Annotated in this window: 25 protein-coding genes and 1 pseudogene; 18 read left to right on the top strand and 8 right to left on the bottom strand. The window is 70.9% G+C overall.

Features of this window, described 5'->3' with window-relative positions:
- Positions 1 to 72 precede the first annotated feature (72 nt).
- Genes ABIA35_RS48265 through ABIA35_RS48255 form a run of 3 tightly spaced genes read left to right on the top strand, consistent with a single transcriptional unit; the run spans position 73 to position 2048 of the window.
- Positions 73 to 501, top strand: a complete 429-nt coding sequence (locus tag ABIA35_RS48265; protein ID WP_370362494.1) for a hypothetical protein — start codon at positions 73 to 75, stop codon at positions 499 to 501.
- 27 nt (positions 502 to 528) lie between these two features.
- Positions 529 to 1170: a carboxymuconolactone decarboxylase family protein gene (locus ABIA35_RS48260; RefSeq protein ID WP_370362493.1), complete on the top strand. Its 642-nt coding sequence runs from the start codon at positions 529 to 531 to the stop codon at positions 1168 to 1170.
- A complete protein-coding gene (locus ABIA35_RS48255; RefSeq protein WP_370362492.1) occupies positions 1167 to 2048 on the top strand; it encodes an RNA polymerase sigma-70 factor in 882 nt (293 codons plus the stop codon). Before ABIA35_RS48260 ends, ABIA35_RS48255 begins: the two co-directional genes overlap by 4 nt.
- Positions 2049 to 2204: 156 nt before the next feature.
- On the opposite strand, the gene ABIA35_RS48250 is transcribed toward ABIA35_RS48255, so the two are convergent.
- The 6 genes from ABIA35_RS48250 to ABIA35_RS48225 form a co-directional block, all read right to left on the bottom strand.
- Complete coding sequence (locus ABIA35_RS48250; RefSeq protein WP_370344953.1) at positions 2205 to 2915, bottom strand: YoaK family protein; 711 nt, start codon at positions 2913 to 2915, stop codon at positions 2205 to 2207.
- A 103-nt stretch (positions 2916 to 3018) separates the two neighbouring features.
- Complete coding sequence (locus tag ABIA35_RS48245) at positions 3019 to 3540, bottom strand: GNAT family N-acetyltransferase (RefSeq protein ID WP_370362491.1); 522 nt, start codon at positions 3538 to 3540, stop codon at positions 3019 to 3021.
- Positions 3483 to 4694: a hypothetical protein gene (locus ABIA35_RS48240; protein ID WP_370362490.1), complete on the bottom strand. Its 1212-nt coding sequence runs from the start codon at positions 4692 to 4694 to the stop codon at positions 3483 to 3485. Before ABIA35_RS48240 ends, ABIA35_RS48245 begins: the two co-directional genes overlap by 58 nt.
- A 7-nt stretch (positions 4695 to 4701) precedes the next feature.
- Positions 4702 to 5364, bottom strand: a complete 663-nt coding sequence (locus ABIA35_RS48235) for an MBL fold metallo-hydrolase (RefSeq protein WP_370362489.1) — start codon at positions 5362 to 5364, stop codon at positions 4702 to 4704.
- A gap of 167 nt (positions 5365 to 5531) precedes the next feature.
- Positions 5532 to 6152, bottom strand: a complete 621-nt coding sequence (locus tag ABIA35_RS48230; protein ID WP_370362488.1) for an MBL fold metallo-hydrolase — start codon at positions 6150 to 6152, stop codon at positions 5532 to 5534.
- A gap of 10 nt (positions 6153 to 6162) precedes the next feature.
- Complete coding sequence (locus ABIA35_RS48225; protein ID WP_370344958.1) at positions 6163 to 6933, bottom strand: maleylpyruvate isomerase family mycothiol-dependent enzyme; 771 nt, start codon at positions 6931 to 6933, stop codon at positions 6163 to 6165.
- Between the two features lie 156 nt (positions 6934 to 7089).
- On the opposite strand from ABIA35_RS48225, the gene uvrA reads away from it, so the two are divergent.
- The 14 genes and pseudogenes from uvrA (at position 7090) to secG (ending at position 23194) form a co-directional block, all read left to right on the top strand.
- Entirely contained in the window at positions 7090 to 10260 is a 3171-nt protein-coding gene (uvrA, locus tag ABIA35_RS48220) for an excinuclease ABC subunit UvrA (RefSeq protein ID WP_370362487.1), read from the top strand.
- A gap of 128 nt (positions 10261 to 10388) precedes the next feature.
- Positions 10389 to 10883, top strand: a complete 495-nt coding sequence (locus ABIA35_RS48215; protein WP_370344960.1) for a Rieske (2Fe-2S) protein — start codon at positions 10389 to 10391, stop codon at positions 10881 to 10883.
- Positions 10884 to 11051: 168 nt separating this feature from the next.
- Positions 11052 to 12098, top strand: a complete 1047-nt coding sequence (locus ABIA35_RS48210) for a helix-turn-helix domain-containing protein (RefSeq protein WP_370362486.1) — start codon at positions 11052 to 11054, stop codon at positions 12096 to 12098.
- 209 nt (positions 12099 to 12307) lie between these two features.
- Positions 12308 to 12901 (top strand): hypothetical protein, encoded by a 594-nt coding sequence (locus ABIA35_RS48205; protein ID WP_370362485.1) that lies wholly within the window; start codon positions 12308 to 12310, stop codon positions 12899 to 12901.
- Positions 12902 to 12966: 65 nt separating this feature from the next.
- Positions 12967 to 14958, top strand: a complete 1992-nt coding sequence (uvrC, locus tag ABIA35_RS48200; protein WP_370344963.1) for an excinuclease ABC subunit UvrC — start codon at positions 12967 to 12969, stop codon at positions 14956 to 14958.
- 5 nt (positions 14959 to 14963) lie between these two features.
- The gene (gene rapZ, locus ABIA35_RS48195; protein WP_370344964.1) at positions 14964 to 15938 is read left to right on the top strand and encodes an RNase adapter RapZ; all 975 of its coding nucleotides are present in this window, start codon (positions 14964 to 14966) and stop codon (positions 15936 to 15938) included.
- A 47-nt stretch (positions 15939 to 15985) separates the two neighbouring features.
- Complete coding sequence (gene yvcK / locus ABIA35_RS48190; RefSeq protein ID WP_370362484.1) at positions 15986 to 17386, top strand: uridine diphosphate-N-acetylglucosamine-binding protein YvcK; 1401 nt, start codon at positions 15986 to 15988, stop codon at positions 17384 to 17386.
- Between the two features lie 73 nt (positions 17387 to 17459).
- Complete coding sequence (locus ABIA35_RS48185) at positions 17460 to 17846, top strand: hypothetical protein (RefSeq protein WP_370362483.1); 387 nt, start codon at positions 17460 to 17462, stop codon at positions 17844 to 17846.
- Positions 17846 to 18181 (top strand): hypothetical protein, encoded by a 336-nt coding sequence (locus ABIA35_RS48180; RefSeq protein ID WP_370344967.1) that lies wholly within the window; start codon positions 17846 to 17848, stop codon positions 18179 to 18181. Before ABIA35_RS48185 ends, ABIA35_RS48180 begins: the two co-directional genes overlap by 1 nt.
- 250 nt (positions 18182 to 18431) lie before the next feature.
- A pseudogene (gene whiA, locus ABIA35_RS48175) lies at positions 18432 to 19382 on the top strand (DNA-binding protein WhiA); the annotation flags it as partial.
- A gap of 321 nt (positions 19383 to 19703) precedes the next feature.
- Positions 19704 to 20729, top strand: a complete 1026-nt coding sequence (gene gap, locus ABIA35_RS48170) for a type I glyceraldehyde-3-phosphate dehydrogenase (RefSeq protein WP_370344968.1) — start codon at positions 19704 to 19706, stop codon at positions 20727 to 20729.
- Positions 20730 to 20813: 84 nt separating this feature from the next.
- Entirely contained in the window at positions 20814 to 22007 is a 1194-nt protein-coding gene (gene pgk, locus ABIA35_RS48165) for a phosphoglycerate kinase (RefSeq protein WP_370362482.1), read from the top strand.
- Between the two features lie 64 nt (positions 22008 to 22071).
- On the top strand, positions 22072 to 22863 hold the full coding sequence (gene tpiA / locus ABIA35_RS48160) for a triose-phosphate isomerase (RefSeq protein ID WP_370344970.1): 792 nt from the start codon (positions 22072 to 22074) through the stop codon (positions 22861 to 22863).
- 85 nt (positions 22864 to 22948) lie between these two features.
- Positions 22949 to 23194: a preprotein translocase subunit SecG gene (secG, locus tag ABIA35_RS48155; protein ID WP_370344971.1), complete on the top strand. Its 246-nt coding sequence runs from the start codon at positions 22949 to 22951 to the stop codon at positions 23192 to 23194.
- Between the two features lie 77 nt (positions 23195 to 23271).
- On the opposite strand, the gene ABIA35_RS48150 is transcribed toward secG, so the two are convergent.
- Both ABIA35_RS48150 and ABIA35_RS48145 read right to left on the bottom strand, forming a co-directional pair.
- On the bottom strand, positions 23272 to 24054 hold the full coding sequence (locus ABIA35_RS48150) for an alpha/beta fold hydrolase (protein ID WP_370362481.1): 783 nt from the start codon (positions 24052 to 24054) through the stop codon (positions 23272 to 23274).
- 92 nt (positions 24055 to 24146) lie between these two features.
- Complete coding sequence (locus ABIA35_RS48145; RefSeq protein ID WP_370344973.1) at positions 24147 to 25028, bottom strand: SDR family oxidoreductase; 882 nt, start codon at positions 25026 to 25028, stop codon at positions 24147 to 24149.
- A gap of 96 nt (positions 25029 to 25124) precedes the next feature.
- Between ABIA35_RS48145 and ABIA35_RS48140 the strand changes: the two genes are divergently transcribed.
- The gene (locus ABIA35_RS48140) at positions 25125 to 25700 is read left to right on the top strand and encodes a TetR/AcrR family transcriptional regulator (protein WP_370362480.1); all 576 of its coding nucleotides are present in this window, start codon (positions 25125 to 25127) and stop codon (positions 25698 to 25700) included.
- Positions 25701 to 25824 lie beyond the last annotated feature (124 nt).

Genomic DNA, 25824 nt, shown 5'->3' with positions numbered 1-25824 from the left:
AGAAGTTGAGATCAGCCTGACGAACCGCCGGATGCGTGGCCCGCATGTCCGGTGGTGTGGGAGGCGGGTCGGGTGACCGACCCGCCTACCCGATTATCTCACGCGCGGTCCGGCGCCGGTGCCGGTAGCCTTCTGAACCTTCTGGGCCTTCTGGGCCTTCTCGGTACGGGGCGCGTCACCGATCCGGTCTACGTCCAGTGCCCGGCCTTCTTCCAGGACCCGGTGTTCCGCGAGCCGACAGCCGAGGAGCGCAATCTGGCGGGACGGACCGGCGAGCCGGTCCCGGTGCTGGTCGCCTTCGACGCCGAGGGCGGAGCCGCATCGGTGTCCGGCCTGATCGCGGCCGGCGGCCTGCGGATCGTGCGGGGGACCGTGTTCCGGTACTGGCGCGAGGTGCTGGAGCCGGGCCGGCGGCGCGCCGTGGCTCGCCCCGCCCGCCACCGCGGCGCTCTGACCTGCGGGAAGTCACGTCCGGCGGCGCGCCGGTGTCTGAATGCGTGAATCCGACTCAGACACCTGGAGGTCGCCATGAGCAGCGACATGACCAGTGACACGACCACCGGCACGACCACCGGCACCACCACCCAGACACGAGTCCCCGAAGCCGAGATCACCGGCGTGTACGGGGCCATGGTGAAGATGCTGACCCGCAAGATGCTCGGCCAAGTCCCGGACTCGGTCGGGGTGATGTGGCAGCAGCCGAAGGTCTTCAAGACCCTGATGGGGTTCGGGCGCAAGGTCGACAAGTGGGACGCCCTGGGCGAGCCGTTGGCGACCTACGCCGCGATGGCCGCCGCGGGGCGCGTCGGGTGCGGCTTCTGCCTGGACTTCGCGTACTTCATGGCGCACAGCCGCCACCTGGACGAGGACAAGGTGCGGCAGGTGCCGCGCTGGCGGGAGTCCGATGTGTTCAGCGTCCTGGAACGCCGAGTGATGGACTATGCCGAGGCGATGAGCCAGACGCCGCCGGCGGTCACCGACGAGCTGTCCGCCTGGCTGCTGGCGCGGCTGGGGCCGGCGGCGATGGTGGAGTTGGCGGCGCGGGTCGCGGCGGCGAACCTGACCGCGCGGGCCAACATCGCGCTCGGCATCCGGTCGCAGGAGTTCTCCGCGGCGTGCGGCCTGGCGCCGCTGGCGGTGCCGTCGGCGGACGTAGCCTCGGCTCCATGAGCCGGCAGCCGGATCCCTTCGTCGTCCACCGCGGCCTGCTGTTCACCGTCGCCTACGAGATGCTCGGCTCGGCCGCCGACGCCGAGGACGTGGTGCAGGAGACGTGGCTGCGGTGGGCCGACGTGGACGCCGGGCTGCGCGCCACCGTCGGCGACCCGCGCGCCTACCTGGTGCGGATCGTGACCCGGCTGGCCCTGAACCGGCTGCGGACGCTGGCCCGCCGGCGAGAGGAGTACGTCGGCTCCTGGCTGCCCGAGCCCCTGCTGACCAGCCCCGACGTCGCCGAGGACGTCGAGCTCGCCGAGAGCGTCTCGGTCGCGCTGCTGACCGTGCTGGAGACGCTGAAACCGGTCGAGCGCGCGGTGTTCGTGCTGCGCGAGGTGTTCGCCACGCCGTACGAGGAGATCGCGCGCGCCCTGGGCAAGACCCCGGTCTCGGTCCGCCAGACCGCCAAGCGGGCCCGCGAGCACGTCGCCGCGCGCCGGCCGCGGATGCGCGTCGACCGGGCCGAGCAGCGACTGGTCGTCGAACGCTTCCTGGCCGCGATGGGCAACGGCGATCTGCGGGCCCTGATGGACGTGCTGGCGCCGGACGTCGTGGTGGTCGCCGACGGCGGCGGCGTGGTCCCGACGACGCGCCACCCCGTGGTCGGGGCACAGGAAGCGGCGACGTACCTGATCGCGGCGGTCCAGTGGGCGGGGGAGCGCTTCTCGACCGGGACGGTGTGGGTGAACGGCGCGCCGGCCGCCCGGATCGAGGTCGATGTGACGACGGTGCTGAGCTTCGCCATCGAGGGCGGACGGATCAGCCGGATCTACGCGGTGCGCAATCCGGAGAAGCTGGCGTGGTTGGACGCGGAGGTGGTGCTGGAACGGTAGCCGGCGCGGTTGGACGAGGAAGTGGTGCTGGAACGGTGGCCAGCGCGGTTGGATGCGGAGCTGGGGCTGGAACGGTGGCTGGCGCGGTTGGACGCGGTAGTGGTGCTAGAACGGTGGCCAGTCGCGTTTGCCGGCGCCAGACCCGGCCTCACGGCCTCAGAGCGCCGCATCCCTCATCCGGCCCCGCCGATCACCCCACACCGCGATCGCCGCCAGCCCCGCGACCGCCGCGGCCACCCCGTGCACCGTGCCGATCGACCACGACAAACCCGCCGCCGCGCCGCCCCACGCGCCGATCGTGTACGCCGCCCAGACCGTCGCCAGCACCATGATCCCCTTGCGGGCGCGACGGCCCGGCTCCTCGGCGAAAGTCGAGATCAGCGTCACGAGGGTGCCGGTGAGCGTGGTGGTCGACACCCCGCGCATCGCCACGCCTGCCGCGTAGACGCTCTGCACCCCCATCGCGGCGGCGGCGAGCCCGAGCCGCAGCTCCCGCGGTTCCGTCCCCAACAGGGTCACGGACCCCAGCAGCAGCGCCTCCGTCGCCAGCAGGATCCACGGCGCCTCCCCGTCGCCGGTGCGGCGCGAGCGGCGCAGCGGCACCACCGAGACCGCGACACCCACGCAGAACCCGAGCAGCGAGGAGACGGGCCCGTACGTGTCAGGCTCGGCGACGACCCCAGCGCTGTGCACACCCGGCACCCAGCGCTCGGCCACCTGCACCGCCAGGAACACCGCGTTACCGGTCTGGTTCGCCACGAACACCGAACCGGAGCGGACGTAGGCGACCGCGTCCACCCAGCCCGCGATCGCCGTGAGCAGCACCATCAACCCCGCGGTGCCGTGCACCTTCCACGTTCGCGCCACGGGTATCAGGATGGCGTGATCACGGATTCGGGTGAGGCAGGCGCGCCAGAACCGACCGGCACTGATGCCCAAGTCTCGTCCCCGAGGTCGACACGCGCCCGGATCACGAGGTGGGGACTCGAAAACGCAGTTTGCCGTCGATCTCGCTGACGAACCGTCCGCCGTTCGCCTCGATCACCCGGCGCGAGGCGGCGTTGGTGATGTCGCAGGTCAGCAACGCCTCGGCGATACCCAGCTCGGCGGCGAGCGGGAGCGCGGCCTTGAGCATCGCTCCCGCATGGCCCTGTCGGCGCGCGCTGGGGCGGACGTCGTAGCCGATGTGGCCGCCGACGCGTTCCAGGCGCGGGGTCAGGGAGTGGCGGATCGCCAGGCGGCCGAGCATCTCCTCGCCCTCGGTCCACCACAGGGTGGTCACGCGGACGAAGCCCGGCGAGACGCCGGCGTCGGTACGCTCGGCCAGCACCCGCGCGATGTACTTCTCGAAGCCCGCCTCGTCGTGCAAGGCCTCGTCATCGACGTCCGTGACAAACCATGAGACCTCGTACTCGTGGTCGGCTCGGAACTCCTTCACGGCGGCCACGAACGAGCTTCGGAAACGGACCGCGGGATCGCTGAGAACGGGCATGGATCGATGATTCCAAAGTTCCGCAGGGACCTGACAGAGTGACCGGCCATGCGGTGAAGCGGGACGGGAGCACGAACGACCAGAACGCGGTCGTCTACTTCTGGAAGATGTGAGGTGGGGACGGTTGAGGTACTGGCGCGCGCTGCGTCAGCTCGACCATGTGGTGCATGACCGGCACCGGGATGGCAGGGTTCTGAGCGGCGCTTTGCGCGGTGTGCAGCTCCAGGAGCAGCCTGATGAGGGGCCCGGGGGACATGCGCGGATCGGCGGCGGCCGCCTGACGGACCTGGAGCTCGGGATCGTCCGCGAACCGATCGACGAGCTCGGGGGTCGATGCCTTGTCGGTCAATGCGAGCAGCCGCAGGCTCGGGTTCGGGTCGTCGGCGAAGCGGAGCAGGCGGTCCTTCGGGAAGTTCGGGTGGTTGCGGGGGGCGTCCCGGGAACGAGAGGCTGCCGGGCCACCAGCTCCAGACGCTGAGCAGGACCTCCGGCGTCGCGTCGTCGCAGGACTCGGTCAGGAAGAGGTGCACGACGCGGTCCTCGTCGTGCGCGAGCCGGTCCACGACGTCCGGCGGCAGATGCCGGGCCCGCGCGACGCTGCGCCGGACCAATGCCTTGGGGGACGCGGCGAGCTGGCGCATGGCGTCGGGATTGTCGTGGAGCGCGGCGACCCACCACAGGGCCTTGCTGTGGGCGTCCGGCGAGATGTCCTCGACGGCATCGGCCCACTCGGCGATCTCGGCGGGGGAGGCCGGTGGGGCGGCGTCGGGGTGCGGGGGCCTCTCGATGCCCCTTCCTTTGGTCGCCCACGGTTCTCGGGTCGCGACTTCATCGCGTAGCTCGGCGACGATGGCTCGGTCCTTCTCGGTGGGCGTCGCGGCGGCCAGCCGGTCCCATTGCGCCGGGGTCAGGTTCCCGCCTTCGGCCGCCAGGAACCTGACGATGCGGTCAGGGTGGCCGATGGCGGCATCGAGGACGCGGCTCGGCACGTCGCGGCGATAAAGGAAGCCCAGGCTGAAGTCGTGACGCCTGGGCACGTCGAAGAGCCCGATCAGCACCTCGTCGGGCGCGCCCTTGTTGTAGCCCAGCCCCATGGCCCACTGTGTCGTTACGTCGACGGTCGCCGCGTCTATCGCGGCCCATCTGCCGTCCATCGAGCTCCTACCAGCCCCGCGCCCGCCACTCCGCCAGCTGCGGACGCTGCGCGCCCAGCGTCGTGTCCTTCCCGTGGCCGGGGTACACCCAGGTCTCGTCGGGCAGGCGGTCGAAGATCTTCGTCACCACGCCCTCGTACAGGGAGGTGAAGGCCTCGGCGTCGCCGAAGGTGCCGCCGACGCCGCCGGGGAAAAGGCAGTCGCCGGTGAACAGGTGCGGGGTGCCGCCCTCGGCGGGGTCGCGGTAGAGCAGGGCGATGCTGCCGGGGGTGTGGCCGACCAGGTGGATGGCGGTGAGTTCGATGCCGTCGAAGCGCAGGACGTCGCCGTCGTCGACCGGGACGGCGGTGGGGACCGGGATGCCCTCGGCGTCGGCGCGGCCGGCGTGGGTGGTGGCGCCGGTGGCGGCGACGACGTCGGCCAGGGCCTGCCAGTGGTCGCCGTGGCGGTGGGTGGTGATGACCGCGCTCAGACCGTCGGGGGTCAGGGCGAGCAGGGTCGGGGCCTCGTTGGCGGCGTCGATCAGGACGCGGGTGCCGGTGGCCTTGCTCCGCAGGAGGTAGGCGTTGTTGTCCATCGGGCCCACCGAGACCTTGGTGATGGTCAGCTCGGGCAGGTCGCGGACGGCGGGCGGGCCGCCCTGGGTGACGTCGCCGGTGTAGTCGGGCATCGGGGTCCCTTCGGAGGTCGAGTCGAGATGAGGCCGGGTCGAGATGAGGCCGGGAGGTGGGCACGGAGCCTGATCGCCAGGCGGTGCAAGGAATCTTGGGTGGCAGAGGTGGATCGGGCGTGGCACATGCACAGGGCGGCGGAGAACACCCCGCCGCCCTCGTCGTCCTAACCGCCGAGCCCGCTCCCGAGCCCGGCCCGCTCGGCACCCAGCGTCGAGTCGTTCCCTCGCGCCGGATACACCCACGTCTCGTCCGGCAGCGCGGCCAGCGCCCCGGTCAGCAGCTCCGCCGGCGACAGCCCGTGCGTGTCCGCGCCGGTCAGGCAGTCGCCGGTGAACAGGTGCGGGTGCCCCTTGGGGTCGTCGTAGAGCAGCGCCATCGCGCCGGGGGCGTCGCCGGCCAGGTGGCGCGCCGTCAGGTGCGAGCGTCCGACCTGGATCTCGTCGCCGTCGCGCAGCGGCACCTTGGTCGGCACCTCGATCGCGCCGGCGTCGTAAGCGCCGGCCATCGTCACCGCGCCGGTGGCCGCGACCAGCTCGGCCAGGGCGCCCCAGTGGTCGCGGTGGCGGTGGGTGGTGACCACGGCCGCCAGTTCGCCGTTGACCAGCTGGATCAGGGCCGGGGCGTCGGCGGCGGCGTCGATGAGGACCTGCTCGCCGGTGAGGCGGTCGCGCAGCAGGTAGCTGTTCGTGCCCTCCCGGCCCAGCGCGATCTTCGTGACGATCAGCTGCGCGAGTTCGTGCACCGCCGGCGGGCCGCCGGCGTGGACGATGCCGTGGTACGTCATCGCCGGCCCCTCAGGCCCAGGCCGGCAGCTTCGGCAGCGGGCCGCGGCCGCCGGCCGGGATCACCGCGACCAGCCCGTCGCCGGAGGCCCGGCCCAGCAGCCAGGCCAGCAGCGCCCGCTTCGGTCCGCGCACCACGACCACGCCGGTGTCCTCCGGGGCCGCCTTCACGCCGTAGACGACGTCCTCCTCCTCGGCGTCCAGCCGCAGCGCCGGGAAGTCGGCCCGGGTCTGGAACCGGGCCAGGGTGTCGGCGAACCACTGGTCGGTGAACGCGTCCGACCAGTGGGCCGGGGTGAAGTCCAGGTCCAGGTCCACGTGGTGGATCAGCACCTCGCCCAGGCGCTTGGCCGGCACCTGGTAGGCCGGGTACCCGGCCGCCCCGGGCGTGCGCTGGACCGGCGCGTTCCAGTTCCCCGCGGCCTGCGCGGCGGCGAAGGCCGCGGCGAACCGGCCCGCCGATTCCCGTAGGTCCGCCAGCTGCTCGGCGACCGGCCGGGAAGAGCCGGCCTCGATGTCGGCGTTGCGCTTGTCGTCAGATGCGTACATGGGCGTGACCTCGCCGGTCGCCGCACTGTTGAGCATGTTGGACAGGCCGTCGGCGTTGCGCGCGATGTGCGCCAGCACGTGCCCGCGCGTCCAGCCGTCGCACAATGAGGGTCCGCGCAGGTCCTCGTCCGTCATGTCGGCGACGGTGTCCAGCAGGTGCGCGGTCGCCTCGGTGATCTGCTCGAGATCGGCGGCGGCGTCGAAGGAGGCGGGGATGGTGGGTGATTCGGTCACGGCGGTAACTCTTCCGTACCTGCCGCCCCTGTGCCACACACATCCGGCGACCGGCCCCGTGTCGGGGCGCGGAGCCGGCGACGGGGCGGAAACCCGAACTTGTCGGAGGGCCCGTCTAGCATCGGTGCGAGTCATGTCTTCAGGAAGGTTTCACTAGTGGATCGGCTGATCGTCCGCGGCGCGCGGGAGCACAACCTCAAGGACGTCTCAGTAGACCTCCCCCGTGACGCCCTGATCGTGTTCACCGGCTTGTCCGGCTCGGGCAAGTCCTCCTTGGCGTTCGACACGATCTTCGCCGAGGGCCAGCGGCGATACGTGGAGTCGCTGTCGGCGTACGCCCGCCAGTTCCTCGGGCAGATGGACAAGCCCGACGTCGACTTCATCGAGGGCCTGTCGCCCGCGGTGTCGATCGACCAGAAGTCGACCTCGAAGAACCCGCGCTCGACCGTGGGCACCATCACCGAGGTGTACGACTACCTGCGCCTGCTCTACGCGCGCGCCGGCCGCCCGCACTGCCCGGTCTGCGGCCGCCCGATCGCCCGGCAGAGCCCGCAGCAGATCGTGGACCGGGTGCTGGAGTTGGAGGAGGGCACCCGCTTCCAGGTCCTGGCCCCGGTGGTGCGCGAGCGCAAGGGCGAGTACGTCGACCTGTTCGCCGAGCTGCAGGCCAAGGGCTACAGCCGGGCCCGCGTCGACGGCGTCGTGGTGCAGCTCACCGAGGCGCCGACGCTGAAGAAGCAGGAGAAGCACACCATCGAGGTGGTGGTGGACCGGCTCTCGGTCAAGGCCAGCGCCAAGCGCCGGCTCACCGACTCGGTGGAGACCGCGCTGCAGCTCGGCGGCGGCATGATCACGCTGGAGTTCGTCGACCTGCCCGAGGACGACGAGAACCGCGAGCGCATGTACTCCGAGCACCTGTACTGCGTCTACGACGACCTGTCCTTCGAGGAGCTCGAGCCGCGTTCGTTCTCCTTCAACTCCCCCTTCGGCGCCTGCCCGACCTGCTCGGGCCTGGGCGTGAAGCTGGAGGTGGACACCGAGCTGGTGATCCCGGACCCGGACAAGAGCCTGGCCGAGGGCGCGATCACGGTCTGGGCCACCGCCGGGATGGGCTCCAGCTGGTGGAACCACATCCTGAACGCGCTGGCCGGGGAGCTGGGCTTCGACGTGAACACGCCGTGGCACCGGATCCCGGCCAAGGCGCAGAAGGTGGTCCTGGAGGGCTACAAGAAGAAGATCACCGTCCGCTACACCAACCGGCACGGCTCCAAGCGCGCCTGGGAGACCACCTACGAGGGCGTCAAGCCCTGGGTCACCCGGCGCTACGCCGAGGCCGACAGCGACAGTGCCCGCGAGCGCCTGGCCGGCTACATGCGCGAGGTCCCGTGCGAGGCCTGCGACGGCACCCGCCTCAAGCCCGTCATCCGCGCCGTCACCCTGGGCGGGGAGCGCGAGCAGGGCGGCCGCTCGATCGACGAGATCTGCGCGCTGCCGGTCGGCGAATGCGCGCTGTACCTGCGCGAGCTCACCCTCACCGACCGCGAGGCGCAGATCGCCGCCCGGGTCCTGAAGGAGGTCAACGAGCGCCTGCAGTTCCTGGTCGACGTCGGCCTGGACTACCTCTCGCTGGACCGCGCCAGCGCCACCCTGGCCGGCGGCGAGGCCCAGCGCATCCGGCTGGCCACGCAGATCGGCTCGGGCCTGACCGGCGTGCTCTACGTGCTCGACGAGCCCTCCATCGGCCTGCACCAGCGCGACAACCACCGGCTGATCGAGACCCTCATCCGGCTGCGGGACCTGGGCAACACCCTGATCGTGGTGGAGCACGACGAGGACACCATCGCCATCGCCGACTGGGTCGTGGACATCGGCCCGGGCGCCGGCGAGCACGGCGGGCAGGTCGTGGTCTCCGGCACCGTCGAGGAACTGCTGGCCTCCGAGGACTCCCTCACCGGCCAGTACGTCTCCGGGCGGCGCCGCATCGAGATCCCGGCCATGCGCCGGCCGATCGACCCCAAGCGCCAGCTCGTGGTGCGCGGCGCGCGGGAGAACAACCTGCGCGACATCGACGTGGCCTTCCCGCTCGGAGTGTTCGTCGCGGTCACCGGCGTGTCCGGCTCGGGCAAGTCGACGCTGGTCAACGACATCCTGTACTCCACGCTGGCCCGCGAGCTCAACGGCGCGCGCACCGTGCCCGGCCGGCACACCCGGGTGGACGGCGTGGACCAGCTGGACAAGGTCGTGCACGTCGACCAGTCGCCGATCGGCCGCACCCCGCGCTCCAACCCGGCCACCTACACCGGCGTGTTCGACCACATCCGCAAGCTGTTCGCCAACACCACCGAGGCCAAGGTCCGCGGCTACCTGCCCGGCCGGTTCTCGTTCAACGTCAAGGGCGGGCGCTGCGAGAACTGCCAGGGCGACGGCACGATCAAGATCGAGATGAACTTCCTGCCGGACGTGTACGTGCCCTGCGAGGTCTGCCACGGCGCGCGCTACAACCGGGAGACCCTGGAGGTCCACTTCAAGGGCAAGAACATCGGCGAGGTCCTGGACATGCCGATCGAGGAGGCCGCGGAGTTCTTCGAGGCCGTCCCGGCGATCGCCCGGCACATGCAGACCCTGGTCGACGTGGGCCTGGGCTACGTGCGCCTGGGGCAGTCGGCGACCACGCTGTCCGGCGGCGAGGCGCAGCGCGTGAAGCTGGCCGCCGAGCTCAAGCGCCGGGCCACCGGCCGCACCGTCTACGTGCTGGACGAGCCGACCACCGGCCTGCACTTCGAGGACATCAACAAGCTCCTGGGAGTGCTGCAGCGCCTCGTCGACGCCGGGAACTCGGTGATCGTGATCGAGCACAACCTGGACGTCATCAAGACCGCCGACTGGCTGGTCGACATGGGGCCCGAGGGCGGGCGCGGCGGCGGCGTCGTGGTCGCGCAGGGCACGCCGGAGGACGTGGCGAAGGTGGACGAGAGCCACACCGGCCGCTTCCTGGTGCCGATACTGACCGGCGAGGCCAACGCGGCCACCGCGGCGCTGACCGCGGCGCAGGCGCGCAAGCCGAAGGTCGCGATGGCGATCGAGGCGGCCAAGCGGAGCAACGCGCCGAAGGCGGCGGCCGGCTCGGCCGCCGCGGCCGGGGCGGCCAAGAAGGCGCCGGCGAAGAAGACTGCCGCGACGGCGGCCAAGAAGACGGCTGCGACGGCTGCGACGGCGGCGACGGCGGCCAAGAAGAGCGCCACCGCCGCGGCGGCGGCCAAGGTCCCGGCGGCCAAGAAGGCGCCGGCGAAGAAGACACCGGCGAAGAAGGCGGCCGCCAAGAAATAACGCTGTGGATCCGGGCCCGTGCCGATCGGTGACGATCGGCACGGGCTCCGCCATGCAATCTGTCTGATCCGGGGCTTACAGCGGAGCCTCAAAGAATTCTCACAGACGGGCATGATGAACTACTGCCCATGTCTGAAGATGTTGAGGTCGAGGAGTCGGGACCGGACCGCCGGTCCATCATGAAGGCCGCCGCGCTGGTCGTGGTGCCGGTGGCCGGGGTGGGCGCGGTCGCGGCTTGCAGCAGCGGCAACTCGTCGACGGACAACTCGTCGACCGGCGGCAGCGGTAGCGGCGGCAGCGGCGGCGGGAGCGGGAGCGGCAACGGCACGGTGACCGTGCCCTCGTCCTCCGTGCCGGTCGGCGGCGGGTACATCGACAAGTCCAACCTGGTCGTGGTGACGCAGCCGGCGGCCGGGCAGTACAAGGCGTTCACGGCGGTCTGCACGCACCAGGGCTGCACGGTGGCCAGCGTGGCGGACAACAAGATCACGTGCCCCTGCCACGGCTCGGTCTTCAGCGCGAAGGACGGCTCCGTGATCAACGGCCCGGCGTCCTCCCCGCTGGCGGCCATGACCGCCACGGTGAGCGGCGCGAACGTGGACGTCACCGGCTCCTCGAAGTAGACCCGTACGGGGCGGTCGACGCCGGTTCGGAATTGCCCGAGTATCACCCCAACGAGCGAAAACGCTGAATGAGGCGGCCGTGCGGACCGCGTGTCGGACCCGCGCGCACGGCCGCCGATCCCCGAAGGTGGTCAGCTCAGGCATCCCTTCACCGGCTCGGGGGTCTCCTTGCCCGACACCGCTTCCGGCGTCGACCCGCGCCCGGGGCGCCGGCTGCGCGCCCGCCGCGCCGACCAGGGGTGGTCGCTCAGCCGGCTGGAGCGCGAGACGCACTATTCGCGCGGGTACCTCAGCCGGGTCGAGAACGGCCGGCAGCGCATGACCGAGGACCTGGCGCAGGCCTGCGACCGGGCACTGGGCGCCGACGGCGAGTTGCTGGCGGCCGTCCGCAGCGGACTCGGACAGGAATGCCCCTACCCGGGGAAAGCGCCGTACTCCGAGGAGACCGCACAGTGGTTCTTCGGCCGGGACGAGGCAGTGGGGGAGCTGCTGGCCGAGGTGCGACGGCAACTACTCACCGGACGCGGGCTCTATGCGGTCATCGCGCCTTCGAGAGCCGGGAAGACCTCGCTGCTGCGGGCCGGCCTGGTACCGGCACTGCGGGACCTCGACGGGACGCCCACGGTCCGGGTCATCAATCCCGGTCCGGAGCCGGAACTGCCCGACGAACGCAGCGATGTGCTGGTGGTGGACCAGTTCGAGGAAGTCTTCACGCAGTGCCACTGTCCGAAGCGCCGAGATGCCTTCGTTGAAGGGCTCTGCCGGCGCGCTTGTAGCGCCACCTTTGTGGTGGTCGGACTCCGTGTCGACTACTTGCGGCAATGCTTAGAGAACCCGTACCTGTCGCCTTTGCTCCAGGAACACACCTATCTGCTCCCACCGATGACCGACGCGCAAGTGCGATCGGTCATCACCGGGCCGGCGGACAGCGTCGGGCTCACTGTCGATCCCGACCTGCCGGATTTGATTCTGCGGGATCTGCGCGGGCGCAACGGTGCGGTGAGTCTGCCACTGCTCGCGGAGTGTCTGCACCGGATGTGGCACAACAAGCGCGGGCAACGCTTAGGGCTCGCGGAGTACAACGCCTCCGGCGGTGTCGGGAGTACGGAGAACCTGACGGCTGTCTTGGTGGCCATGGCCTTCGTGCTCGCGCAGATGGAGCGCAACCACAGGAGCGCAACCACAGATAGCACCAGTACATCAGCAACCCTCTGATAAACGCTGACAAACGCCGCCGCAACGACGTCGTATGCGCCACCGGGCCCCTGTTCGTCGCGACGTCCGGGCCGCCCTCAGGCCTACCGGAGAAACATCCCACCAATCGCCCCGATCGGGGGACGCGGCACCGTGTTCAGCCTGCGTGCGGCACGTCCGATACCCCTAGTGATCGTGATCGCCGACCACACACAAGGGAGATCATCACAGTGAGCATCCGCAGGTTCCGCAGGGCCTTGGCCATCGGGATGACGCTGGTCGGGGCGGCGCTGCTGGGCGCCGGCCCGGTCTCGGCGACCGGCGCGAACAGCACGACCGGCGCGGACAGCGCGGACAGCGCGGCCAGCACGTCCAGCACGGCCAGCACGACCGGCAGCGGTACCGGCTCCGGCACCCCCGCCGCGCCCGCCGCCCCCTTGGCCATCACCGTGTGCCACGACTACGGCACCTACCTGGGCCTGGGCCTGCACCGCGTCGCCGCCGGCAAGAACCTCCTGGTCGTCGAGGTCTGCGGAGACGCCGCCAAGCGCACCGTCAGCATGGTCCGCGACAGCTACATCAAGGTCGACGGACCGCGCGCCGACAACCTGCGCTTCCACTGGCGCTGGGCCGACAAGAGCGGCGCGGTCAAGGGCGGCGGGGACGACGACAACGGAGCCTTCGTCCTGGACCCGCAGAGCGAGAACACCTTCGCCTGGCCGTACTCCAAGCCGGTCGCGCCGATGGCCCCCAGCGCGCGCTGCGTCGTCGGCATGCTGTCCCAGGGGACCGCGCAGTTCGTCACCGAGCCCGTCTGCCTGTAGCACCTGTAGTGCCTGCTGAGGCTGGGGGGACCTGGTGTGTCCCCCCGGCCGCGTAGGCTTTCCCTGTGGCAGACCCGGCAACCTATCGCCCGAAGACCGGCGAGATCCCGACCTCGCCCGGCGTCTACAAGTTTCGGGACCCGCACGGCCGGGTGATCTACGTCGGCAAGGCCAAGAACCTGCGCTCGCGGCTCAGCAGCTACTTCCAGGACCTGGCCAACCTGCACGTCCGCACCCAGACGATGGTCACCACCGCGGCCAGCGTCGAGTGGACCGTGGTCACCACCGAGGTCGAGGCGCTCCAGCTGGAGTACACCTGGATCAAGCAGTTCGATCCCCGCTTCAACGTCAAGTACCGCGACGACAAGTCCTACCCGAGCCTGGCCGTCACCGTCGGCGAGGAGTACCCGCGCGCGCAGGTCATGCGCGGTCCCAAGCGCCCCGGCGTCCGCTACTTCGGTCCCTACTCCCACGCCTGGGCGATCCGCGAGACGCTCGACTCGCTGCTGCGCGTCTTCCCGATCCGCACCTGCTCCTCCGGCGTCTTCAAGCGCGCCGCGCAGAGCGGCCGGCCGTGCCTGCTCGGGTACATCGGCAAGTGCTCCGCGCCGTGCGTCGGCCGGGTCAGCGCCGAGGAACACCGGGAGATCGTCGAGGACTTCGTGTCCTTCATGGCCGGCCGCACCGACCGGTACATCAGGGGCCTGGAAGAGGAGATGAAGCAGGCTGCCAAGGACCTGGAGTTCGAGAAGGCGGCGCGGCTGCGCGACGACCTCCAGGCCCTGCGGCAGACGCTGGAGAAGAACGCGGTCGTGCTCGGCGACGGCACCGACGCCGACGTGATCGCCTTCGCCGAGGACCCGCTGGAGGCCGCGGTCCAGGTGTTCCACGTCCGCGGCGGGCGCATCCGGGGCCAGCGCGGCTGGGTCGTGGACCGGGTCGAGGACGTCGACACCGCCGGCCTGGTCGAGCACTTCCTCCAGCAGCTCTACGGCTCCGAGCAGGGCGAGCAGGGCGTCGACACCGAGACCGTGCCCCGGGAGATCCTGGTCCCGGAGCTGCCCGGCAACGTGGAGGCCCTCACCGAGTGGCTCTGCGAGCGCCGCGGCTCCAAGGCCGAGGTCCGGGTGCCCAAGCGCGGGGACAAGGCCGCGCTGATGGAGACCGTCGCGCAGAACGCCAAGCAGGCCCTGGCGCTGCACAAGACCCGCCGCGCCTCGGACCTGACGACCCGGTCGGTGGCGCTGCAGGAACTCGCCGACGCCATCGGCATGGACCAGGCGCCGCTGCGCATCGAGTGCTACGACATCTCCCACCTGCAGGGCACCAACGTGGTCGCCTCCATGGTGGTTTTCGAGGACGGCCTGCCGCGCAAGAGCGAGTACCGCCGCTTCACCATCAAGGGCTCCGACGAGCACGGCGCCACCAACGACGACGTGCGCAACATGCACGAGGTCATCACCCGCCGCTTCAAGGCCTTCCTGAAGGAACAGGAGGAGGAGAAGCTGATCGACGAGACGACCGGCGAGCGCAAGAAGTTCGCCTACCCGCCGCAGCTGGTGGTCGTCGACGGCGGCCAGCCGCAGGTCGCGGCGGCCGCGCGGGCCCTGGCCGACCTGGAGATCAGCGACGTCACCCTGGTGGGCCTGGCCAAGCGCCTGGAGGAGGTCTGGCTGCCGGACGACGACGACCCCGTCCTGCTCCCGCGCAGCTCCGAAGGCCTGTACATGCTCCAGCGGGTCCGTGACGAGGCTCACCGTTTCGGGATCACCTTCCACAGGCAGAAGCGCTCCAAGTCGATGGTGACCAGCGCGCTGGACGATGTGCCCGGTCTGGGGGAAGTGCGACGCAAAGCGTTGTTGGCGCACTTCGGAACTCTTCGCAAACTCCGTGCGGCCGAGGTGGCAGAAATCGCTGAAGTGCCTGGTATCGGGCCTGCCACCGCCAAGCAGATCCACGCGGCGTTGGCAGAGCTTCCGGTAAGTCGTGCGGTGAACGCCGCGACAGGTGAGATCCTGGATGGGGGAGAGAGCAGGAACGGGCCACACGAGGAGTGACGGGCGTGAGGGAGAACAGACCGAGCGGCAGCGACGCGCGCGAGGAGCCGGAGCAGGCCGTCCAGGAGCCGCAGGGCTCCCCGGACGCCGATGGCTCCGACGCCGCGCAGGACGGCCCGCACGCGCCGGAGCTGGTGATCGTCACCGGCATGTCCGGAGCGGGCCGGTCGACCGCCGCCAAGATCTTCGAGGACCTCGGCTGGTATGTCGTGGACAACCTGGCGCCGACGCTGATCGCGCCGATGGTCGACCTGGTCATGCGCGAGTCGCGCAGCACCGACCGGCTGGCCTTCGTCGTCGACGTGCGCGGCCGGGCCTTCTTCGACACGCTGCGCAGCACCCTGGACGAGCTGGACTCGGCCGGGCTGAACCACCGCATCGTGTTCCTGGAGTCCGACGACGACGTGCTGGTGCGCCGCTACGAGGGCGTGCGCCGGCCGCACCCGCTGCAGGGCGAGGGCCGGGTCACCGACGGCATCGAGCGCGAGCGCGAACTGCTGCGCGAGCTGCGCGGCGAGGCCGACCTGGTGATCGACACCTCGGCGCGCAACGTGCACGAGCTGCGCACGGCCATCGAGTCGGCGTTCGGCGACCCCGGCGAGGATCCGCTGCGGGCGACCGTGATGAGTTTCGGGTTCAAGTACGGACTGCCCGTCGACGCCGACCTCGTCGCGGATGTACGGTTCTTGCCAAACCCGCACTGGGTGCCCGAGCTCCGTCCCCGCACGGGACAGGACCCTGAGGTGAGCGGGTACGTGCTGTCCCAGCACGGGGCCAAGGAGTTCCTCGACCGGTACGCGGAGGTACTGAACATCATCACCGAGGGATACCGCCGTGAGGGCAAGCGCTACATGACGCTGGCCATCGGCTGTACCGGCGGCAAGCACCGCAGCGTCGCGATGTCCGAGCAGATCGCCGCGCGGCTGTCCGCCGAGGGCGTGGACACCCAGGTGGTGCACCGCGACATGGGTCGCGAGTGAGCCCGGAGGACCGGGCGGCTTCCAGGCGGGTCATACAGAACGAGGTGGTGCCGACCATCTCGGGGAACCTGTTCCGTCCCGACCCGCCCGGGCAGGTGCCCGCGGCGGGGCCCGGGGCCCACGCGGGCTACACGGGTCCCGCGGGCCCCGCCGGTCCCACGGACTACACGGTTCCCACCGGTCCCACGGCGCTCACAGCTCACACGGCCCCCGCCGGCGACCCGCTCGCCGGCCTGGTTCCGCCGCCGGGCCCGTTCGCCGCCTCCGGCGCGCCCACCGCCCACGGCCCGGGCGCCCGTATCCCCGGCGCCTATATCCCGGCCGCTCAAACACCCGGCGCTCAAACACCCGGCGCACAGATCCCTGCCGCCGTGCCGATGATCGGCGCCGCGGTCGCCGCCGCGAACTGGGCCGACCCGGCCGCGCAGGACGCGCCGACGGTGGAGTTCAAGGCGTTCAACAACGCCGTCGACGGCCGTCCCGCGCCGAACGTCGTGGCCCTGGGCGGCGGACACGGCCTGTCCGCGACCCTGGCCGCGCTGCGCACCGTGACCGACGCTCTGACCGCGATCGTCACCGTCGCCGACAACGGCGGCTCCTCCGGCCGCATCCGCCGCGAACTCGGCGGCCTGCCGCCCGGCGACCTGCGCATGGCACTGGCCGCGCTGTGCGGCGACGACGAGTGGGGCCGCACCTGGGCCGACGTGCTCCAGCACCGCTTCGGCGGCCCGGCCGAGGGCGGCCTGCACGGCCACGCCGTCGGCAACCTGCTCATCGCCGCGCTGTGGGAACGGCTCGGCGACCCGGTGCGCGCCCTGGACTGGGTCGGCCGGCTGCTCGGCGCGCGCGGCCGGGTGCTGCCGATGTCGACGGTGCCGCTGGAGATCGAGGCCCTGGTGGCCGGCGCGGACCCGGCCGATCCCGGGGCCACCGGCGTCATCCGCGGCCAGCACGAGTTGGCCGTGACCCCCGGCCGGGTGCTCTCGGTCCGGCTCAGCCCGCCGGAGCCGCCGGCGGCTCCCGAGGCCGCGGCCGCCATCCGCGCCGCCGACTGGACGGTGCTGGGCCCGGGCTCCTGGTTCACCAGCGTCATCCCGCACCTGCTGGTCCCCGAACTGTGCGCGGCCCTGGCCGAGACCCGGGCCCGCAAGCTGCTGGTCTTCAACCTGTCCCCGCAGCCCGGCGAGACCGACGGCTACTCCGCCGAGCAGCACATCGAGGTCCTCGCCGACCACTGCCCGGGCCTGCGTCTGGACCTGGTCCTGGCCGATGAGATGTCCTGCGGTGCACCGCGCGTGTACGGCCCGATGGAGAAGGCCGCCGCCGCGCTCGGAGCGCGGGTGGTGCTCGCGCCGCTGGCCGCGCCGTACCGGGCCGGGGACAAGAGCCCGCGGCACGATCACGCGCTGCTGGCGCAGGCTTTCCGCGGAGTCTTCGCCGGGGGCTGATCCGCCCTCGTCAGGGTGCTGAATCTCTCGTCAGGGTGATTGTCGCGGGGAGGCGTCGCAGGATACTCACTGCATGCTGCGTAGGTTCTTCGCGTTCGCCTCCGTTTCGGCAGCGACCCTGACCTTGGTCGTGGCCCCGGCGCAGGCCCAGGCGGGCGGCTTCCACAAGTACGTCGCCCTCGGCGACTCCTACACCGCGGTCGGCGATCTGCTGAAGCCGGCCGACGGACCGATCGGCGGCAACGACATCGGCTTCGGCGACATCGTGACCACCTGCGGCGAGCTGTCGCTCGACGTCTTCGGCAACCCCTGCCAGCAGCACTTCACCTCCGGCGGCACCGACGAACTCGCGGCGCGGATCGACGCCCTGGCGCCGACGATCGACACCGTGATCGCCGGCATCCGCCCACCCGTCTCCCACCACCGCCCGTTAAGGAGACGCTTCGCGTCGCAGTGTTGATGGCGGCCCCGCACGCCACCGTCGTCGTGGTCGGCTACCTGCCGGTGTTGCCCGCGGCGTGGGGGTGCCGGCCGAGCATGCCGGTGGCACTCGGGGACGTGCCGTGGCTGCACGGGATCGAACAGAAGCTGAACGACATGCTGGCGCAGCGGGCTGCCGCCGACGGGGCCCTGAGCGTGAACCCGAACGGGGTAAGCGGGCGTGACGCCTGCCAGCTGCCGTGGACCCGCTGGGTCGAGCCGGTGATCCCGGCGCAGCCGGCCGCGCCGGTGCATCCGAACCCGGCCGGCCAGAGCGCGGTCGCGGCGATGACCGCCGGACGTTTGGGCCGGTAACCGCAGCGTAGGCACCCATCGGGAACCGCGCGGCCTGTCGGTCCGTCTTATCCCTACGGGCACCCGAACCGCACCGTCCGGCCGGCCGTCAGACCGACGTTGGGCCGAACGAGCGTCATCCAACCTCGTGAATGCGTCAGGCGGAAGCACCTGGCGCCCCTTGGCGTTGGCTAGGGTGGACCGGTCACGGGAACGGTTCCAGCTCGGTACGCTGAGCTGCGGTAACAGGCGAAAAAGGGGTAGCTGCGCGATGGCGATGACGGCGGCGGTCAAGGACGAGCTGAGCCGCCTGGCGGTGACCAAGCCCTGCTGCCGCAAGGCCGAGGTGGCCTCGGTGTTCCGGTACGGCGGGTCCCTGCACATCGTCTCGGGGCGGATCGCCATCGAGGCCGAGCTCGACACCGGGGCCGCGGCCCGGCGGCTGCGCAAGGACATCTGGGAGGTCTACTCCCACCGCGCCGAGCTGGTCATCCAGTCCCCGGGCGGCCTGCGGCGCGGGCACCGCTACCAGCTGCGGGTGTCCGCCGGGGGCGAGGCGATGGCCCGGCAGATCGGCATGGTCGACGGGCAGGGGCGCCCGGCCTTCGGCCTGCCCCCGTACCTGGTGAACGGCCCGCTGTGCGACTGCGAGGCGGTCTGGCGCGGGGCGTTCCTGGCCCACGGCAGCCTCACCGAGCCCGGCCGCAGCTCCGCGCTGGAGATCAACTGCCCGAACATGGAGTCGGCGATCGCCCTGGCCGGGGCCGCGCGCCGGCTGGGCATCTCCGGCGCCAAGCACCGCGAGGTGCGCGGCAGCGACCGGGTGGTGCTGCGCGACGGCGACGCGATCAGCGCGCTGCTGACCCGCCTGGGCGCGCACGAGGCGGTGCTGGCCTGGGAGGAGCGGCGGATGCGGCGCGAGGTGCGCGCCACCGCCAACCGGCTGGCCAACTTCGACGACGCCAACCTGCGCCGCAGCGCCCGCGCCGCGGTGGCCGCCGGGGCCCGGGTCTCCCGCGCGCTGGAGATCCTCGGCGAGGAGGCGCCGGAGCACCTGGCCGCCGCCGGCCGGCTGCGCCTGGACCACAAGCAGGCCTCGCTGGAGGAGCTGGGGACGCTGGCCGACCCGCCGCTGACCAAGGACGCGATCGCCGGACGGATCCGGCGGCTGCTGGCGATGGCCGACCGGCGGGCGTTCGAGCTGGGCGTGGACGGGACCGATGTGCCGACGCACGGAGGCGGATACGGACCGGCGTCCGTTTTCCTGAAAGACGAATCGGGCATGGCGCGCCCGGCGGTCCCCGCGCAGGCTGGCGCGGGTCCGGCGGCCTCGGCCGGGCAGACGTCCGACGACTTACCGGCGAGTATGGATTCTGCGATCGTCTCGCAGGTCGGGCCGGGTGCGCTGTCCTCACCGGGTTCGCGATAGGCTCGTGATCGTGCGCGGTCCGTTCTGGACTTATCAGCGAATCGCCACCTTATGCGTCGACTCTCGTCCGGGTGTGAACAAGGCGCCCGGCAACCTGAAGGGAGCCCTGCGACAGTGACCGTCCGGGTAGGCATCAACGGATTCGGCCGCATCGGCCGCAACTTCTTCCACGCGATCGTCGCCTCGGGTGCTGACGTCGAGGTCGTGGGGATCAACGACCTCGCTGCCGCCCCGATCCTGGCGCACTTCCTGAAGTACGACTCGATCCTGGGCCGCTTCGACGGCACCATCGAGGCCGCGGACGGCGAGCTGATCGTCAACGGCAGGGCCATCAAGGTGCTCTCCGAGCGCGACCCCGCGGCCCTGCCGTGGAAGGAGCTCGGCGCGGACGTGGTCGTGGAGTCCACGGGCCTGTTCACCAACGCCGACGACGCGCGCAAGCACATCGAGGCCGGCGCCAAGAAGGTCATCATCTCCGCTCCCGCGACCAACGAGGACGTCACCGTCGTCATGGGCGTGAACCAGGAGAAGTACGACGCGGCGAGCCACCACGTGATCTCCAACGCGTCCTGCACCACCAACTGCCTGGCGCCGCTGGTGAAGGTCCTGCTCGACGAGTTCGGCATCGAGCGCGGCTACATGACCACCACGCACGCCTACACCACCGAGCAGCAGCTGCTCGACCAGATCGCGCTGACCCGCAAGGGCACCATCGACCTGCGCCGCGCCCGCAGCGCCCCGCAGTCGATCATCCCCACCTCCACCGGCGCGGCCAAGGCCATCGGCCTGGTCATCCCGGAGGTCAAGGGCAAGCTCGACGGCTTCGCGATGCGCGTGCCGGTCCCCACCGGCTCGGTCACCGACCTGACCGTGGACCTGGGCCGGGAGACCACGAAGGAAGAGATCAACGCGGCGTTCAAGGCCGCCGCGGAGAACGGCCCGCTCAAGGGCTTCCTGAAGTACACCGAGGACGAGATCGTCTCCCGCGACATCGTCACCGACCCCAGCAGCTGCATCTTCGACAGCAAGCTGACCATGGCCAACGGCAACCAGGTCAAGGTCGTCGGCTGGTACGACAACGAGTGGGGCTACTCCAACCGCCTCGTCGACCTCGTCGCGTACGTCGGCGCCTCGCTGTAGCCGACCACCGAAACCCGTGCCCGCACGAGTCCTTCTGGTCAGAGGGGCTCGCGCGGGTTTTTCGTTGAGTATGAAGGAATGTCTATGAAGACCCTCGACGACCTCGACGTCGCCGGCAAGAAGGTCCTGCTCCGCTCGGACCTGAACGTCCCGCTGGACGGCGACCGCATCACCGACGACGGCCGCATCCGCGCCTCGGTCCCGACGATCAACGCGCTGCTCGCCAAGGGCGCCAAGGTGATCATCGCGGCGCACCTGGGCCGCCCGAAGGGCGAGCCGGACCCCAAGTACAGCCTGGCCCCGGTCGCCCAGCGGCTCGGCGAGCTGCTGGACGTCCCGGTCACCTTCGCCGCCGACACCGTGGGCGAATCGGCGCAGGCCGCCGTGGCCGCGATGCCGGAGCGCTCGGTGGTGCTGCTGGAGAACGTCCGCTTCAACGCCGGCGAGACGGCCAAGGACGACGCCGCCCGCGGCGCGTTCGCCGACCAGCTCGCGGCCCTGGCGGACGTGTTCGTCTCCGACGGCTTCGGCGCCGTGCACCGCAAGCACGCCTCGGTCTACGACATCGCCACCCGGCTCCCGGCCGGCGCCGGCCTGCTGATCCAGGCCGAGGTCGAGGTCCTGAAGAAGCTCACCGAGGACGTCGCGCGCCCCTACGCGGTGGTCCTGGGCGGCTCGAAGGTCTCCGACAAGCTCGCGGTCATCGCGAACCTGCTGGAGAAGGCCGACAGCATCCTGGTCGGCGGCGGCATGGTGTTCACCTTCCTCAAGGCCCAGGGCTTCGAGGTCGGCAAGTCGCTGCTGGAAGAGGACCAGATCGACACGGTGAAGGGCTATCTGCAGCGCGCGGCCGAGCGCGGCGTGGAGTTCGTGCTGCCGATCGACATCATCGCGGCCACCGCGTTCGCCGCGGACGCCGACCACGAGGTGGTCTCGGCCTCGGCGATCCCGGCCGACCGCCTGGGCCTGGACATCGGCCCGGAGTCCGGCAAGCTGTTCGCGAACAAGCTCTCCAATGCCAAGACCATCTTCTGGAACGGCCCGATGGGCGTGTTCGAGATGGAGCCGTACGCCGGCGGCACCCGCGCCGTGGCGCAGGGCCTGATCGACTCCGACGCGTTCACCGTGGTCGGCGGCGGCGACTCGGCCGCGGCGGTGCGTACGCTGGGCTTCGACGAGGCCTCGTTCGGCCACATCTCCACCGGCGGCGGCGCGAGCCTTGAGTACCTGGAGGGCAAGACCCTTCCCGGTCTGGCCGTGCTCGAGGAAGGGAAGTAGTCCTCATGACTGACCGCAAGCCGCTTATCTGTACAGCCTGGTACTGCCGGAAGGTGAGCTTCTGATGTCCGACCGCAAGCCGCTCATGGCTGGCAACTGGAAGATGAACCTCAATCACTTCGAGGCCATGAAGCACGTCCAGGAGCTGGCGTTCTCGCTGAACGACAAGGACTTCGACGCGGTCGACGTGGCGGTCCTGGTGCCGTTCACCGACCTGCGCTCGGTCCAGACCCTGGTGCAGGGCGACAAGCTGCGCATCCAGTACGGCGCGCAGGACGTCTCCGAGCACGTCTCCGGCGCCTACACCGGCGACATCTCCGCGGCGATGCTGGCCAAGCTGGACTGCCACTACGTGGTGGTCGGCCACTCCGAGCGCCGCCAGTACCACGGCGAGACCGACGCGCTGGTCGCGGCCAAGGCCGTGGCCGCGCGCAAGCACGGGATCACGCCGATCGTCTGCGTCGGGGAGCACCTGGACGTCCGCAAGGACGGCGCGCACGTCGCGCACTGCGTGGAGCAGACCCGCGGCTCGCTGGCGGGCCTGACCGCCGAGCAGGTCCAGGCCTCGGTCATCGCCTACGAGCCGGTCTGGGCGATCGGCACCGGCGAGGTCGCGACCCCCGAGGACGCCCAGGAGGTGTGCGCCGCGATCCGCGTCGAGCTGGGCACTCTGTTCGACGAGAGCGTGGCGGAGAACACCCGGATCCTGTACGGCGGCTCGGTGAAGGGCGCCAACGCCGCCGAGCTGATGGCGCAGCCCGACATCGACGGCGCGCTGGTCGGCGGGGCCTCCCTGGACGCCGCGGACTTCACGAAGATCGTGCGTTTCCGGGATTCTGCTGTCGCCGCTGGCTGAGCACCGGTTCCATTGCGTAATGTAGGGGCGGGGTGCTGTGGCATCCCGTCCCTGTCCTTATCGGAAAAGCGAGTGGACCGCCGAAGTGACTCTTTACCAGTGGATCGTCTCAGGCATCCTGGTCGCGACCAGCCTGCTCCTCATCATGTCGGTGCTCCTGCACAAGGGTAAGGGCGGTGGCCTGTCCGACATGTTCGGCGGCGGCGTGTCCGGCGGCCTGCAGGGCTCCTCGGTGGTGGAGCGCAACCTGGACCGGATCAGTGTGGTCCTGTCGCTGATCTGGATCTCGTGCATCGTGGGCCTGGCGCTCATGTACAAGCACAACTTCTAGGCGACGCAGGGCAGAAACGCAGGCGCCCGCCCGGACTCGGTCCGGGCAGGCGCCTTTTTGCGGAGTCGCCCGCCTGATCACCGCCGCGGGTCCAGGAAGTCCACCATCGCCGCCACGAATTCCGGCGCCGCAGCCGCCCTGCCATGGTCCCCGGGCATCGTGGCCTTCGTGGCCCGCGGCAGGGCCGCCACCAACTCGTCGACCGACACCGCGCGCTCGTCCTCGGTGCCCATCGCGACCAGCGTCGGGACGTGCACCCGTCCCAGCTCCTGCGCCGGGGTGGCCACCAGCGAGTCCAGCGCCATCATCAGTACGGCCGGATCGTCGCCGTTCGCGCGCATCCATGCTGCGAACCGCTCCTGCTGCGAGCCCGGCTCGGGCGGTTCGGTCGCGGCGACGATCCGCTGCAGCATCGTGCTCGCCCCGCCGCTGATCCCGAGGACCTGTTGCATCCCTTGCCCCGCGACCACCGCCCGGCCCGGTGTCGCGCCGCGCACCAGCATGCGCACCACGATGCGGGCGCCGAGCGAGTAGCCGCCGAGGTCGTAGTCCTGCGGTCCGTGCAGGCCGAGGTGGTCCAGGAACGCCAGGGTGTCCTCGGTCAGGATGTCGGGCGGGAACGCGGCGGCGTCGCGGGGCTTGGCGCTGGCGCCGTGGCCGCGGAAGTCCGGCAGGATCACGCGGTGGCCGCGGGCCGCGAGCGCCGCGGCCTGGCCGTGCCGGGTCCACAGTGTCCCGTCGCCCATGGCGCCGTGCAGCAGGACCAGGGGCCTGCCTTCGCCCAGCTCGCGGTGGGCGAGGCGGATTCCGTCACGGGTGGTGAAGAAGGACACTGCGGGTTCGGGCGTGGGCTCAGACATGTGCCGGAGCGTATACCGGCCGGTGCGGCTGCTCGTTCAATCAGCCGCTTGGCCGCTTGGCTACTCGGTTACTCGGTTACTCGGATGCTCGGCTACTCGCCGAAGTAGTGGCCTTCGTCGAGGTCTGCGATGAGCCCCGGCTCGGCCGGCTCCCAGCCCAGCAGTTCCCGAGTCGCCGCATTGGGCATCGTGATGTCCATGGCGGCGAACGGGAAGCCCCTGAAGTGCTCCTCGGCCTGCTCCGCCGGGATGCTGACCGCCGGCACGCCGAGATGCCGCCCGATCGTCTCGGCGATCCGCCGCACCGCGATGCCCTCCTCGGCGGCGGCGAACAACTGCGTCCCGGCCGGCGCCTTGTCCAGGGCCAGCCGGTACAGCCGGGCGACGTCCAGCACATGCCCGGCCGGCCAGCGGTTGGCGCCCTCGCCGACGTAGCCGGACACGCCGCGTTCGCGCGCGATGCGGATCATCTGCGGGATGAAGCCGTGCTTGTCGCGCGAACTGTGGGTGACCGACGGGATGGCCATGAAGATGGTGCGCACATCCTGCTCGGTGTACTCCTGCAGCGCCTTGGTGACGGCCGAACGCGGGTTGGCGGCGAAGGCGGCGTCGCGCTGCGCGTCGCCGGTGCGGCGGATGCCGATGCCGACCAGCGTCTTGCCGCTGCCGGCCAGGGCCTCGCCGAAGGTACGAACGGCGGCCAGATCCGTCGCGGCGGCCTCGGGGAAGCGGCCGGCGAACACGGTGGCGTGGTCGAAGGCGAGATGCACGACGGCCTCGGCGTCGACGGCGGCGGTCCGCAGACCGTCCAGGTCGGCCAGCTCGCCGCGCCGGACCTCGGCGCCCAGCGCCGCGACCTTGGCGGCGGAGTCGTCGGAGCGGGCCAGGCCCACCACCTGGTGGCCGGCCTGAAGGAGTTCGGGGATGACGGCGGAACCGATGTAGCCGCTGGCACCGGTGACGAAGATACGCATGGGGGACTCCCGGAAAAGTGATGTGACTCGGTAACGTCACTGTCCGGCCACTGTAGCGCAGTGATGTGACCGAGTCACATCAACTAGGCTGTCCCCATGGCCCGATGGGAACCGAACGCACGCGAACGCCTGGTCCGAGCCGCCGTGGACCTGTTCACCGAACAGGGCTACGAGGCCACCACCGTCACGCAGATCGCCGACCGGGCCGGCGGCCTGACCAAGACCACCTTCTTCCGCCACTTCCCCGACAAACGCGAGGTCCTGTTCGCCGGCCAGGAGACGCACGTCCGACTCCTCACCGACGGCATCGCCGCCGCCCCCGCCGACGCCACCCCGCTGGAAGCCGTCGGCACCGCGCTCGACGCACTGACCGACTCCTTCACCGACGACCGCCGCGACCTCGGAGCCCGACTCGCTGTCCTGATCGCCGCCAACACCGAACTCCAAGAGCGCTCCGTCTACAAGAGCACCGTCCTGGCAGCCGCCATGGCACAGGGCCTGCGCAAGCGCGACGTCCCGGAGCGCACCGCGAACCTGGCGGCCGAGATCGGCATGGCGGCCTTCAACGAGGCCTTCACCCACTGGGCCGACCCGGCCGACCGGCGCGCGCTGAGGGAACACGCGCGAGAGGCGCTCGACGGGATGCGGGCGGCGGTCGCGGAGCTGGGCTGAGGCTGGATGCCGGGGGCGATTCTGACTTGTGTGTGGGTCAATGCCGGGTGTTTAACAATTGATCTTGGCGGGGTGGTGTTGTTCTGTGGCGGTCGTGGAGGTGACGGGGATGCCAGCCGGTTCG

Origin of the sequence: Catenulispora sp. MAP12-49 (assembly GCF_041262705.1) — a bacterium.
Lineage (GTDB): Bacteria > Actinomycetota > Actinomycetes > Streptomycetales > Catenulisporaceae > Catenulispora.
The sequence above is the reverse complement of the archived record's forward strand: the minus strand, read 5'-3'. Positions and strand labels throughout refer to the sequence as shown.